General features: G+C 31.0%; 12 protein-coding genes. 6 read left to right on the top strand and 6 right to left on the bottom strand.

Features of this window, described 5'->3' with window-relative positions:
- The 6 genes from nadC to ACIQ56_RS08085 all read left to right on the top strand — a co-directional run.
- Positions 1–559, top strand: a 559-nt coding sequence (nadC, locus tag ACIQ56_RS08110) for a carboxylating nicotinate-nucleotide diphosphorylase (RefSeq protein ID WP_397600568.1), incomplete at its 5' end; no start/stop codon positions are given.
- Positions 560–573: 14 nt separating this feature from the next.
- Positions 574–3,690, top strand: coding sequence for a type III pantothenate kinase (locus ACIQ56_RS08105; protein ID WP_397600567.1), 3,117 nt, complete (start codon positions 574–576; stop codon positions 3,688–3,690).
- Positions 3,687–4,841, top strand: coding sequence for a trans-sulfuration enzyme family protein (locus ACIQ56_RS08100; protein ID WP_397600566.1), 1,155 nt, complete (start codon positions 3,687–3,689; stop codon positions 4,839–4,841). Before ACIQ56_RS08105 ends, ACIQ56_RS08100 begins: the two co-directional genes overlap by 4 nt.
- Positions 4,842–4,908: 67 nt before the next feature.
- Positions 4,909–5,076, top strand: coding sequence for a hypothetical protein (locus ACIQ56_RS08095; protein WP_397600565.1), 168 nt, complete (start codon positions 4,909–4,911; stop codon positions 5,074–5,076).
- Between the two features lie 309 nt (positions 5,077–5,385).
- A complete protein-coding gene (locus ACIQ56_RS08090; RefSeq protein WP_397600564.1) occupies positions 5,386–5,727 on the top strand; it encodes a hypothetical protein in 342 nt (113 codons plus the stop codon).
- Between the two features lie 42 nt (positions 5,728–5,769).
- A complete protein-coding gene (locus ACIQ56_RS08085; RefSeq protein WP_397600563.1) occupies positions 5,770–6,120 on the top strand; it encodes a hypothetical protein in 351 nt (116 codons plus the stop codon).
- 79 nt (positions 6,121–6,199) lie between these two features.
- On the opposite strand, the gene ACIQ56_RS08080 is transcribed toward ACIQ56_RS08085, so the two are convergent.
- From ACIQ56_RS08080 to ACIQ56_RS08055, 6 genes are all read right to left on the bottom strand, one after another.
- A complete protein-coding gene (locus ACIQ56_RS08080; RefSeq protein WP_397600562.1) occupies positions 6,200–7,660 on the bottom strand; it encodes an iron-containing alcohol dehydrogenase in 1,461 nt (486 codons plus the stop codon).
- 66 nt (positions 7,661–7,726) lie between these two features.
- A complete protein-coding gene (locus ACIQ56_RS08075) occupies positions 7,727–9,361 on the bottom strand; it encodes an NADH-quinone oxidoreductase subunit N (protein WP_397600561.1) in 1,635 nt (544 codons plus the stop codon).
- Positions 9,361–10,959: a NuoM family protein gene (locus ACIQ56_RS08070; protein ID WP_397600560.1), complete on the bottom strand. Its 1,599-nt coding sequence runs from the start codon at positions 10,957–10,959 to the stop codon at positions 9,361–9,363. Before ACIQ56_RS08070 ends, ACIQ56_RS08075 begins: the two co-directional genes overlap by 1 nt.
- A 17-nt stretch (positions 10,960–10,976) precedes the next feature.
- The gene (gene nuoL / locus ACIQ56_RS08065; protein WP_397600559.1) at positions 10,977–12,932 is read right to left on the bottom strand and encodes an NADH-quinone oxidoreductase subunit L; all 1,956 of its coding nucleotides are present in this window, start codon (positions 12,930–12,932) and stop codon (positions 10,977–10,979) included.
- A gap of 2 nt (positions 12,933–12,934) precedes the next feature.
- Positions 12,935–13,240: an NADH-quinone oxidoreductase subunit NuoK gene (nuoK, locus tag ACIQ56_RS08060; protein WP_397600558.1), complete on the bottom strand. Its 306-nt coding sequence runs from the start codon at positions 13,238–13,240 to the stop codon at positions 12,935–12,937.
- Positions 13,224–13,790, bottom strand: coding sequence for an NADH-quinone oxidoreductase subunit J (locus ACIQ56_RS08055; RefSeq protein WP_397600557.1), 567 nt, complete (start codon positions 13,788–13,790; stop codon positions 13,224–13,226). Before ACIQ56_RS08055 ends, nuoK begins: the two co-directional genes overlap by 17 nt.
- Positions 13,791–13,898: the final 108 nt, after the last annotated feature.

The following is a 13,898-nucleotide window of genomic DNA, read 5'->3' as shown; positions in this document are numbered from 1 at the left end:
ATTAAATTTATGCTCAAAAACAAGTGGTATTACATCTAAAACAAAAACAATTCTGCAAGAAATTCGTAAATATTCAAGCAACATATCTTTATTAGAGACAAGAAAAACGACTCCTGGTTTAAGAATATACGAAAAATACGCCACTCGAATTGCTGGCGCTCGTAATCACAGACATGGACTTGATACAGGAGCTATGCTGAAAGAAAATCATTTAAGAGCAATAGGTTCAATTGAAGAATCTCTCGATAATTTATCAAAAAACATACCAATATTAACCAAAATTGAAATTGAAGTTACAAATTTAACTGAGTTTAAAGCTGCTTTGAAAAAAGGGGCTGATGTTATCATGCTTGATAATTTTTCTGAAAAAGATGTCTTACTTGCAGTTCAAGAACGAAATAAAATAAATCAAAATATTAAAATTGAACTTAGTGGTAATTTAGATGAAAAAAATATTGAAGAAATATCAAAACTAGGTGTCGATTTTCTCAGCATGGGAGCTTTAATTCATAAAGCTATTTGGGTTGATATGAGTTTACAACTCTATTTACCACATTAATTAATGGAACTACAATGACGAAAAATGATTTTTATACAATTTACACAGAACAAACACCATCAACTATGGATCTTGCTAAACATTTTGTCCAAAATAACCCTCATAAAGGTAATATTTTAGCGATTATGACCAGCAATCAAACTCTTGGCAGAGGTCGAGGGGGTTCTCTCTGGAAACAAGCGGAAATTAAAGAAAATAACTCTATAAATGAAACATCTGAATTATTTTATTTTAACAATTTAAACGATGCTGTTTTAAAACAAAATGAATTTTTGCCCGTTACCTTAGTTATTCCAAGCGAAAGAATTAAAGTTCCCTATGAATGGGTCACTTCATTAATAGGTTGCGCTATTTATGACTCACTAGCTGCTACAGAAAGTTTTATTAAGTCCATGCTTCACAGCATTCCGTTTAATCAAGATAAAATGATTTGTATTAAATGGCCTAATGATATTATTTATTTTCCTAAAAAATCTAATGCTAAAGAAGTTTTAGAATATAAAAAAATATGCGGTATATTGTGTGAAACAAATGCTATTGGAAATAAAATTGGAGACTTTTTTATTGGCATTGGTTTAAATTTTTTTAGCCATCCTCAATATGATAAATCAATTTCTTTTTGGGAAAGTTTATTCATAAATGACAATAAAACAATCAAAAGAGAAATAAATAAGTATCATAAATCAAATGAATTTAGATCTGCTATTTTAAATAAATTTTGCGAAACATTAAAAAATGAAATTATTGATTATATTTGTTCTCCACGTAATACAGAACAATTAAAATCTTTAGTTTTAGAAAGATCGTTACCAAAGGGGACTATTTTATCTGTAGATAAAGGAACCAGGCAAGGTGAATTTTTAGGAATTGATAATAATGCTGGATTATTATTAAGTGGTAATTCAAAGCCCGTCGTGTCTGGAGATATTTCATTAAAAGAACCTACAGCAAATAAAAAAACGATAACAAACACAGAATCAATACAAAAAGGAACGCCCATTCTTGCTATTGATTTTGGTAACACAACAATTCATATTGGATATCAATCTTCTCATTTAAAGAAATATCATATTAATATTCCATATGATATCTTGCTTAAAAATGAGCAAATTAAAATTAGAGAATTTTTTAAAACAATATTAGATGGATTTATTTTAGATCGAAAACTAAAAATTGATTTAGTATACACCTCCGTAAACACACCTGAAAAAACAAAAAATTCATTAAGTATAATTAAAGATTACTTAACAAGCCTTTTCCCAGAAATTTCGTTTCATGAATTAAAAATTACTGAAAATGATATTTTTAATTGCATGGATATCACGGGAGACTTTGAAGTAAGTCGATTAGGAGCTGATAGGGCTCTTAAATTTTTATTTGCATTTCAACAAGCTAAAAAATTAAAAGAAAATATTATTACTTTTTCATTTGGCACAGCAGTTACTTGCGAAGGAGTTTCATCCTCTTTATCCATTTTAGAGAATTTTATTTTTCCTGGCGTACAAATGGCATTTAATGCAATTCATCATTACACGGCCTTAGTTCCTTTATTCCAAGCTAATTCAGAAATGTTTACTCCAAAAGATAAAAATTGGAATCAAGAAATTTATGTTCAAAGAGGTGTATTTTTATCAACAGCATCAAGTGTTATTGCATCTATAAAAATGCATTCCCCTTGCAAATGTTACTTTAGCGGCGGAAATGCAGAAGCTATATTAAATATAATTAATATGATAGATCCAAATCATGATTTAGGAATAGAAATACTCCCAAGCATTGAAACAGATATGATCATACAATATAAAGATCAATTGCTAAAAAAGCATCTTAATGCAACAAAAGAAGAAAAAACAATAATAAATAATAATATAAAAAGAATGAAAAATCTGATTGAAGAAAAATCAATTCAAAATCAACCAAAATCATCTCCCGTTATTAACGAAGATGAAATTGGCGAAGTTATGAAAACAATGCTGAAAGCCAGAGCGCCAAAGTCCATTGAAAGAAATAAAGAGCCGAAAAAAGAAGATTTTAGAAAAATTGGAAACCATCTAGAAAACTTAGAAAATGAAGAAAGAATTGATGCTTACATGGCAAGTAAGTTTCAATTTCATAACAGAGAAACGTGGCGTGAAAGAATTTCAAATGGTGAAGTTTTAATTGAGCATGGCGCCAATAAAAAAGAACGCGAAAAAATTCATTTAAATAAAGTAAAGCCTACATATAAATTAAAAAATTATGATCAAATATGGCTTTTTCATCCACCAGAATATGAACCCGATGTAATAGAAAAAATGGATATTATTTTTGACGATGGAGATCTTTGTATATTCTCTAAACCACCAAATATGGTAATTCATGCAGCTGGTATTTATGGAAAAAATACTTTCGTAAATATATCTGCAAAAATGGGTTATGCTGATTGCTCTGCAGTTCATAGAATCGATCGGGAAACTAGCGGAATTTTAGCTTGTGCTAGAAAATCGGAAACCAGAAATATTATATCAGAAGCTTTTAGACAAGGTAACATTGAAAAATTATATATTGCAGTGACTAAAGGAAAAAGCCGATTACCGGAAAACTTTAGAGTTACATTACCAATTGGAGAACCTGAAAATTCTTTAATTCGACTTAAACTTTGGGTTAATGGCAATTTACCTCAACAAGCTGAAACTTGGTTTTCAAAACTAGCGACTTATGAAGATTATACCATGTTTGCTTGTTTGCCTCAAACAGGAAGAACAAATCAAATAAGAATTCATTTAGCAGCAATAGGGCAATGGATTGTTGGTGATAAAATGTACCATGAAGATGAACAAGTTTTTATTCAATTTTATGAAAATGGCTATACCGATTGGGTTCATCAACAAACTCTTTTTCCTAGACATATGCTTCATAATGCAGGAATAATGGGTTCAAATATAAAATTACCTTCGCTATCAGATAATCCAATTGTTTGCGAACTTTATTCAGATATGATGAATTCTGAAATTGTTAAAAACTTACTTAAAAATTCATCAATTCCATTCGATCCTATTCAACAAAGAGAATATATTAAAAATACATTTTTAAAACTTCATAAAATTAATTTTAATGAATTTCCTGATATTTCCCTAGGAGAAAAAAAATGAGTAAATTAAGTAATAACTTTGATACTATTTGTGTTCATGCAGGAGTTGAGCCAGAATCCGTAACAGGCGCAATTATGACTCCTATTTTCCAAACGTCAACATATGTTCAAGATAGCCCTGGAAATCCAAAAATATATGATTACTCTAGAGCAGGAAATCCAACAAGAACTGCTCTAGAAAATTCACTAGCCGCATTAGAAAAAGCAAAACATGCCGTTTCTTTTTCATCTGGACTAGCAGCTGTTAGCGCCATTGCTCAATTACTAAATCCAGGTGATCATGTTCTTGTTTGCGACGATGTTTATGGTGGTACTGGCAGATTATTTAGAAAAATATTTGCAAAATATAATATTGATTTTGAATTTATTGATATGACAATTACAAATAATATTGAAAGTCATTTTAAAAAAAATACAAAACTTGTTTGGATTGAAACACCTACGAATCCTCTTTTAAAATTAATTGATATTGAATATATTTCAAAAATATCAAAAAAATTTAAAGCAATTACTGTTGTAGATAATACTTTTTCTTCACCTATTTTTCAAAATCCAATTGAACTAGGCGCTGATATTGTATTACATAGTACAACAAAATACATTGGAGGCCATAGCGACTTAGTTGGCGGTTGCTTAATGCTAAATGAAGACTCCCTTGCTGAACAACTTAAATTCATTCAATTTGCAGGAGGAAGTGTAAATGCTCCTATTGAAGCCTTTTTACTGTTAAGAAGTATAAAAACACTTTCTTTAAGAATGAAAAAGCACAATGAAAATGCTTTATTTATTGCAAAAGAAATTCAAAAACTAAAAATATTTTCCGAAGTTATTTTTCCTGGACTTGAGGATCACCCGCAATATCAACTAGCTAAAAAACAAATGAGAGGTTTTTCAGGCATGATTTCTGCTAGAATAAATGGTGACTATGATAAATTAAAAACATTTGTTTCTAGATTAAAATATTTTTCACTTGCCGAAAGCCTTGGTGGTGTCGAATCTTTAATAAACCATCCCGAAACAATGACTCACGCCAGCGTTCCTTTAGAGCATAGAAAAAAACTAGGAATAACCTCTGATTTATTAAGATTTTCAGTTGGCATAGAAGATGCTCAAGATCTTTTAGAAGATATAAAATCTGCAGCTAATTTTTGACATAGGCATTCAAAACTAAATGAAACATTAAAATACTTCCGATAATTTAAAAGGAGGTATTTTATTTATGGCTATTCCTGCAAATAAAAAGAAATTAAGAACAAATAATGAACTAGAACTTATAAAACTTGTGTTAGACGAAGATAAAGATTTAAAAAAAAGGGTAATTAAGTTTATTCAAAAAAGCCTCGGAAAAACAAGTTCTGCAACGGCAAAGAAAAAAAAGAGTGACTAATATTTTTATAATATGAATTTTATTTTAATATAAAACTCCATAACCAAAATAATTATTTTATTAAACTAAATAAACCTCTTAACCCAACATTTAAAATATTAAATTTTTGGTAATCTATCCCGTATTGACAAAAAATTATCATGACTATAAATGTTACTTTTAGTTATTTATCTCACAGGTAATCTGTATGAAAACCAATTAAATTATCATTCAAAAAAAAAGAAATTCCTTTTTCAAGAAATGGATCAGGAGATTTAATTTTTTTTGTTTAAAGAATCAACAAAATTTTAATAAAAAAAGGATTTTCACATGAAAAAAAACATCACACAATACATCATAATATTTTTTAGTTTAATATTAGTTACTTCCTGTACCACTTTTGGTAAATCATTTTCGGGAGATTTTAGCAATATTAAAATAAATTCGACGACCAGAAGCGAAGTTGAAGCGAATTATGGATTTCCATATAGGGCAGGAATTGATAATGGATTTAAATCTTATATTTATGTATATTTAAAAGTAAAACCATTTGGAGAGTTACAAAGCAAAGAGTTTGTAATCCGCTTTAATGAGAACGACACTGTTAAAGACTATGCTTATTATAGCTCATTTGAAAATGATAAAAAAATTATTTTTGAGACTAATAAATAATTATGCTTCACTAATTTAATAAAATTGGATTTTTTTATGAAAATGAACCCGATACAGTTAGCAATCCTATTTTGTAGTTTAATCTTTCTTTGCTCATGTACAACTATTGGTAATCAGTTTACAGCTGATTTCAAAAATATTTCATTAAACTCTACTACCAGAGAAGAAATAGAAACGATTTATGGTTATCCACTTCGAGCAGACTTTCTTTTTGGTATGAAAACTTATTATTATAGATACGCAAAAATCAATCTATTCTTAGATGATGTCAAATTAAAAGAACTTAGGATACACTTTAACGACAATGATACGGTAAACAGTTATTCCTACTCTAGCAATTTTAACAAAGATAAAAAAATGATCTATGAGAAACCTAAAGCATTAACACAATAATTTTATTTTAAAATTACAAACCAATAAAAAAATTAAAGCTAAGACAGCAGGAAAAGATTGAATATAAATTATAACTTTTCTAAATAGCAGCCACAACACAGGTATCTTCACCCACCCAAAAAATAAAATCCGCAATACAAAAGCGAGATCTTACAAATGGAGAAAACCTTAAAGCCCAGCGATATTCAAGAGCCGAAGTTGGTGGGTTTGTTACTTCAGGATACGTTGGTAATTTTGCATTCTCCAATAATTTTTGCATTTCATAAGAACGAATTGTTATCTTTGAAAGATGTTTTTTTATTTCTGGTAATTCATTTAAAAAGGTATCAAATTTTTCTTTTGCAAGGTCCCATTTTTCACTTTTTATCATGTAATCCTGAATAAATAATTTTTTTACTTCTAGTAATTTATTTTGATCTATTGAATTTATATTATCTTGATTTCCATAATAAGGTGCCGAATTTATAAATTGATTTATTAATTTTTCTGTTTCTTTTTCATTCATTGATCTAAATTTTTTAATATCAAATTCTGTATTTTCTAAAAACCAATCCATACTCATCGCACTTGTCAAAGAAGCTAATGCAACTTGCTCTCCATGCAAAACTAATGTTCTATTTGAAGTTATTTTTAAAAAATCAAGTGCATGACTAATTACATGCTCATAGCCACTTAGTGGAGTTGTTTCTCCACTTAATGACATTGCAATCCCAGCCATTGCAAGAGCAGAGGCATGAATTTGTGTCGCATCACTTGTTAAAATGTCTTGCCCAATACTCACCGACAAATTTTTTAAAGAATCAGAAAATACTTCCATTAAGCGATAAGCTAATTCATTATAACTCTCAGTAATTTTCAATTTATAAGCTAAATACCAGTCACCATATGCTACAAAACGAGCAAGAAGATCTCCGTAACCCGCTCGAGATAAGGCAATTGGTGCCGCTTGCAATAAAGGTTCAATCCAAATTGTAGTATGAATTTTATTAGAAATTCTTGTTCTTTTTGCGCCTTCTATATCTAAAACAGAAAAAGAAGAAGTAAAAGCAGTTACCGTCATTGCGGTCGGTATGCTAATAAAAATAGAATTCGGATCATTTAAATATAAAGAGTGTTTTAAAAGATCTGTAATTGTTCCGCTTCCTAATGCAATATAAACTTTACATTTTTTTTCATTTTGAATGAAATAATTTACATGGTTTAAAAAATATTCGGAAGCGTGTATATCTTCAACAGCCGTTTTGCTTTCTAAAGATAAATTTTTATATATTACATTATATTTTTTACTTATCATTTGAATAATGATGTCAGATATATTGATGTTTGAATTTATTTCGGAACTTTTAAATTTGCCATCACATAAAATAAAAACAGAATTATCTGAAGGATTATTTGAAAAAAAATAATTTAATAACTCATCCATTTTATTTTCAAATTCAAAATAATTTTTTGAATATATTTGATTTGGAACATTTGATTCTAAATTTAAATTTATATTCTCATTCAATAAAGTATTTTTTAATAAATCAAAGCAATTCATATATTATTTACCCCAAAAAAAAACCTCGATATCTCGAGGCAATAATAAATTTAATGAAATTGCTCTCTATTTAGGATTTGAAATCACAACTTCATTTTTTGAATTTGTATTATTATGAACGCTATTTGCAGTGTTAACAATACGCATATTCTTTTCAGAGGCCTGAGTATAATTTAAATTAATTGCCCAACGAGGCCCCATAATACCAATTACTATTGCAGCAAAAGCAGCTATAAATGAAACCGCTTTCATTCCTGAATTTGTTTCTTCAGATTGATTGCTTTGCGCAGAGTACCGAGTTGCAGGTTTAAACCACATTTCAGCCATAATTGACAAATAATAGTATAATGAAAGACAGCTAAATAGAACTAAAATAATAGATAGTCCAATAAATCCTTGATTTACTGCAGAAAGTAAAAGGAAAAATTTACCGAAGAATCCTGCAATTGGTGGAATACCAGCAAATCCAAAAAGAAACACACTTAATGTAACAGCAGCAAAAGGTTTTTTTGAACCAATTCCCGCTAATTCTTCTTTTAAAAGATCTTCACGATTTGAATCTTCTAACCATGAAATTACGGTAAATGCTCCCATACTTAATACAGCATAAATAACAGCATATGACATTAAAGATTGTTTTGACTCTAAGCTTGTAGGATCTGCTGCCAAAGATGCAAATGCTAAACAAAAATAACCTGCATTTGCTACGGAAGAATAAGCTAAAATCCGCTTAATACTATTATGAACTAGACCAAATAAAGAGCCTACAGCAATAGAAACAGCACCAAATATCCAGAAAACAATAATAAGGCCAGTTTTTTCACCATCGCCAAAACTTACACTTAAAATTCTGAGAATAACAATAGCAACACTAAACTTAACTAAAGAAGCCATATAACCCGTTAAGTGAGAGTTTGCTCCTTGGTAAACATCGGGAGCCCAGGAATGAAAAGGAGCAATGGCAAGTTTGAAAGCGAGCCCTGAAAAAATGAGTAGAACGCCTGCTAATCCAAAAGGATTTGATAAAGAAATATTTAACAACCTAAAGTCTGCAAAACGTAACGAACCAATACTTGCGTAAATTAAAGCAGCGCCCATTAATAACATGGCTGCTGCTGCTGCTCCTAAAATAAAATATTTAATAGAAGCTTCCATACCTTGAAGTGTTCTACGTTGGTAACCAACAAGTACATAAAGAGATATGCTCGTTAATTCTAATCCAACAAAAAAACTTAAAAATTCTCCTGCAGCACACATTACCATGAGTCCTGCAGATGAAAATAAAATAAGAGTTAGCAGTTCGGAACGTAATAATTCTTTACCAATTTTAGTCATTGATGAAGCCATTAAAGTAAACAGTGTTCCAATAGCAATTACAATAAATGACGTTCTTGAAATATCATCAATTAAAACACCGCTTCCTAAAAAAGCTTTTGGTGTCGAAATTTTTGAAAAAATAGCAAAAACAGCTGCTGCAAAAGATACAAAAACAGCAACGTACCACGAAGGGTAACATGGTTTATCAGGGTCTGTTTTAAAAACTCCTAATAGCATTGTTACCAAACCACCTACTAACAATAATAAAATAGGAAGAGATAAAAAATAAAACGAAGCTGGAGGTAAAATATCACTCCATAAACGAGTTTGAATTGCTGCTTTAATGGTCTCTTGGAGTTGAGTCATCATAAAATCTGCTGACATCATTTCACTCCTTCATTTTGAACTGTTTGAAATTTATTTAGAGGCAAAAGAACACCATCTTGTGTATTGGCAAGTTCAGAGAAATAAGCAGAGTTGCTAATTACACTTCTTTCAATATTTACAAGAGTTGGTTTTGTATGTTGAAGAATAGAAGAAGAAGCAAAACCTAGCACAAATATCATTATAGATAATACAGTTAACTGAATCACTTCAAACTTATTTAAACCTGATAATTTTTGATTTTCTGGATCATCTAATGGACCAAATAATATTTTATAAGTAGCCCATAAAATATAAATAGCTCCAAAAACAACTCCTAAAGTTGCAATCGTACCTATTATTGGATTTGCTTGAAATGAACCTATTAAAATAAGCCATTCACCAATAAAACTTCCTGTACTTGGCAAAGCAACAGATCCCATTGCTGCGACAACAAAGAAAAAAGCAAACCAAGGTAACACTTTCGCAATTCCACCAAATTCATCTAAATTAAATGTTCCTCTTTTTTCATATAAGAAGTTAAATAAAATAAAGAGAGCTCCTGCAGTAATAGCATGATTTAACATTTGATAAAGTGCACCTTGAAGGCCTATTGTATTTAGAGAAAATATACCTATCACAATAAAGCCTAAATGGCTTAATGATGAAAATGCCATAATTCTTCTAACATTCTTTTGTTGCCAAGCAATTAGTGCACCATAAATAATACCAATCACAGCTAATATCATAATAGGAGTTGCAAAATAAACTGCGGCTGCAGGGAATAAGCATACACTAAATCGAATTAATCCATAAGTAGCAAGTTTTAAAATAACACCAGACATTAATGTGTAAGTCGCAGGCGCTTGTTCATAAGTGTCAGGTAGCCAAGTATAAAAAGGAAATATTGGTACTTTAATACCAAACGCTAAAGTAACAGCTAAAAACAACCAGGATTGTGTTGTCAAAGGCAACGCTGCTGCTGTTTTATAGAGGTCAAGAATGTTTGAAGAATAAACACCACTATTTTCTAATGAGTGTGTATAATATAGATATATTAAAGCAACCAACATCAATAAACTTCCTACAACACCGTAGATAAAAAGTTTAAGAGTTGCATAAACACGATTTTTTCCGCCCCAAATTCCAATCATAAAATAAACAGGTATGAGTGTTAATTCCCAAAAGACATAAAATAAAACAACATCTAAGGAAACAAAGACACCAATTATTCCAGACTGAAGCAAAAGAAATAAGGTTAAAAAACCTTTTACTTTTGTTTTAATAGAAGTGTAAACTGTCATCATTACAATAATTGAAAATACGGTAGATAAAAGAACGAGTATTAAATTTAATCCATCAACACCAACAACATATTTAATTCCTGTTGATTGCGGCAACCAATTTAAAACTTGAGAAAATTGAAACTGCGCCGAATTAGGAACAAAATATTTTATCAAATGCAATGAAAACACGAATTCAACAACTGTTCCTACTAAAGCAATCTTTTTATGAAGGCGACAGTCAGCTGATGAAGGTATTATTAAAATAATACCAGCTACGAATAATGGAAAAATTATGAGCAGTGATAAAATCCACTGCGAAACGCCATCGATCATTGTGTCCTCTCAACTGCTCAAAGAAATAGAATTAACCCAAAAATAAACACACTAATAAAAATAAACTTGAGATAATTCCTTGCCATTCCTGATTGAGCATCGCTTGCAACGCTCGTTCCTGTATATAAGGTTTCAGGAATACCATTTACAACGCCCTCAATTATTATTTTATCTATAAAGCTGTATAGGAATTTTCCTACTTTTGCGAGAGGACGTATAAGAATTAGTTCATACAATTCATCAATTCTCCATTTATCACGAACCAAACGATAAACAGGTCCAAATGCATGCGCAAATTTTTCGCCACCATCTGGACCGTTTTTATAAACAGCAATCGCAAATGTAGCACCAACAAAAACAATTAAAATAGATGCTCCCATTAAACCATATTCCATGGAATGACTTAAATGAGTTGCATGGATACCGCTTGAATTAATAATAGATTGAGCTTGTCCTAATACTGGAGAAAGAAAGCTTGTAATAAAATCAGCTTTTCCAGTAAAAACTTCTGGAATCGCAATAAGTCCACCAAAAATAGATAGTACTGCTAGAATTATTAATGGAATTGTAATTACAAAATTTGTTTCGTGAATTTGATCGGGATGTTCTGCACGACAAGCTCCAAAAAACACAAGCCAAGTTAAACGTAACATATAAAAAGCTGTAAAACCTGCTGTTACCCAACCAACTAACCATAGTATTGGACTTCCAAAAGGGCCAGCCCATGCAGCAGCTAATATTGCATCTTTTGAGAAAAATCCAGAAAAGCCAGGAAAACCAATTATTGCTAAGGTAGCAATTAAAAAAGTAACAGAAGTAATTGGCATTTTTTTAAAGAGGCCGCCCATTTTTCGAATATCTTGTTCATGGTGGAGAGCATGAATAACACTACCAGCGCCCAAAAATAAACACGCTTTAAAGAAGGCATGAGTAACAACATGAGAAACACCGTATTGAAAAGCACCAACACCACAAGCCATCACCATGTAACCAAGCTGGCTACAAGTTGAATAAGCAAGAACTTTTTTAATATCAGTTTGTGCAAATCCAATTGTTGCTGAAAAAATTGCGGTAGCTGCACCAACAATTGCAATTGTTGTCATTACGGTAGGACTTAAAACAAGAACGTAACTTAATCTATTCATTAAATAGATGCCAGATGTTACCATTGTTGCAGCATGGATTAATGCAGAAACTGGGGTAGGGCCGGCCATCGCATCAGGTAGCCATGTATAAAGAGGAATTTGCGCAGACTTTCCTGCCACTCCCAATAAAAGACAAAGCCCAATTAATGTTATTTCAACAGAATTTTCTGCTAAAAAAGTTTGAGGAGATGCTGCAATAATAGCGGCTAACTCTGCGTAATTGATCGTTTTAAATAACATGTAGCAAAGAAACATAGCAATTAAAAAGCCTGCATCACCAACACGATTTGCTATAAATGCTTTTATTGCTGCCATTGAGTTGGCTTTATCTTCGTACCAATAACCAATTAGCAAATATGAGCAGACTCCAACACCTTCCCAACCTAAAAAGGTAACAAGCATATTTGAGCCTAATACCAACAATAACATAGAAAATATAAATAAATTTAAGTAAACAAAAAAGCGGTATGGACGTTTTTCATGGTGCATGTACTCGCCAGAATACATATGTATTAAAGAACCAACTCCAGTTATAACAAGAAGAAATATTCCAGAAAGTCTATCCACTGTTAAACCAAATGAAATATTAAATTCTTTTCCATTCACTAAAGGAACAGATACCCAATTAAATAAATCAACTGTTAAAGTATTTCCTTGGATAACTGGTCCCATAAATAGCATTACTGAAAATATAAAGGGAAGCGCTACAACAAATGTAGCGACCATACAAACGATTCCAACATTAGCTGCTCTTAAAGCAAAAGCATTTATGAGTGCACCAACTAAAGGTAATAAAACGATTAAAGTAAGTAATGTTTGTTCTTGCATCTTTATCCTCTCAGTATTCTGAGGTCGTCAATTTCAACACTTGACTTCGCACGGTATAAAGAAATAATAAGTGCAAGTCCTATTCCCGCTTCACAAGCAGCTACAGCCATTACAAAAAACATAATTACTTGGCCATCTATTGTATTAGTCATGCTACTTGCACTAATAAATGCTAAATTTGCTGCATTTAACATAACTTCAACACTTAGCATCATAAATATCAAATTTTTTCTGAACATGACTCCAAATAAGCCAATAATAAATAATAATAATGAAAAATAAATACCGAGTTCAGGCAGACTTGGCATCACTCACCTTCGCTTTCTTTGCTATGACAATTGCGCCAACAATAGCTACTAAAATTAAAAAACTAATTAATTCAAACGCCCATAGATAATCTGTAAACATTAATGCGGAAACATTTTTCACATTTTCATTCATGGATTCAGGATAATATGGAGGACGTGCATTCATTAAAGAATTTGAATTTATATTAGATATAAGATAGCCTTGCCCCACCTTTGTACCAAGAAATAAAGCAACAATAAAACCTAAAGCAGTTAATATTAATTCACCTATTGTTATTCTGCCGTATCTAAGTTCTTCAGGAGGTAAATTCAGAAGCATAATAACAAAAACAAACACAACCATTATCGCACCAGCATAAACTATAATTTGTGCCACTGCTGAAAAATGAGCGCCAAGCAATCCGTACATTCCAGCAATTAACATCATAACAACGATTAATAACATTGCAGAGGTAACGGGCCATTTTCTAGTAATCATTAAAGCAGATAAAAATACTGCCATGACACCCATAATTAAAAATGATATTTGAGTAATGGTAGGTAGAGACATGACTTTTATTTCCTTTCAAATAAAGTAATTCATTGCCATGAAACCCCTGCAGAACCGGACTTGTAGTTTTCCCACATCCGGCTCCCAGAGATGATATTCATTGCGTAG

The organism is Silvanigrella sp., assembly GCF_044369315.1.
Taxonomy (GTDB): Bacteria; Bdellovibrionota_B; Oligoflexia; order Silvanigrellales; family Silvanigrellaceae; genus Silvanigrella.
The sequence above is the reverse complement of the archived record's forward strand: the minus strand, read 5'-3'. Positions and strand labels throughout refer to the sequence as shown.

Bases quoted from the DNA above. Each gene is read 5' to 3' on its own strand.
- ACIQ56_RS08075 (WP_397600561.1), bottom strand. From the start codon at position 9,361: ATGTCAGCAGATTTTATGATGACTCAACTCCAAGAGACCATTAAAGCA.
- ACIQ56_RS08090 (WP_397600564.1), top strand. From the start codon at position 5,386: ATGAAAAAAAACATCACACAATACATCATAATATTTTTTAGTTTAATA.
- ACIQ56_RS08080 (WP_397600562.1), bottom strand. From the start codon at position 7,660: ATGAATTGCTTTGATTTATTAAAAAATACTTTATTGAATGAGAATATA.
- ACIQ56_RS08055 (WP_397600557.1), bottom strand. From the start codon at position 13,790: ATGTCTCTACCTACCATTACTCAAATATCATTTTTAATTATGGGTGTC.
- nuoL (WP_397600559.1), bottom strand. From the start codon at position 12,932: ATGCAAGAACAAACATTACTTACTTTAATCGTTTTATTACCTTTAGTT.
- ACIQ56_RS08070 (WP_397600560.1), bottom strand. From the start codon at position 10,959: ATGATCGATGGCGTTTCGCAGTGGATTTTATCACTGCTCATAATTTTT.
- ACIQ56_RS08100 (WP_397600566.1), top strand. From the start codon at position 3,687: ATGAGTAAATTAAGTAATAACTTTGATACTATTTGTGTTCATGCAGGA.
- nuoK (WP_397600558.1), bottom strand. From the start codon at position 13,240: ATGCCAAGTCTGCCTGAACTCGGTATTTATTTTTCATTATTATTATTT.
- ACIQ56_RS08095 (WP_397600565.1), top strand. From the start codon at position 4,909: ATGGCTATTCCTGCAAATAAAAAGAAATTAAGAACAAATAATGAACTA.
- ACIQ56_RS08085 (WP_397600563.1), top strand. From the start codon at position 5,770: ATGAACCCGATACAGTTAGCAATCCTATTTTGTAGTTTAATCTTTCTT.
- ACIQ56_RS08105 (WP_397600567.1), top strand. From the start codon at position 574: ATGACGAAAAATGATTTTTATACAATTTACACAGAACAAACACCATCA.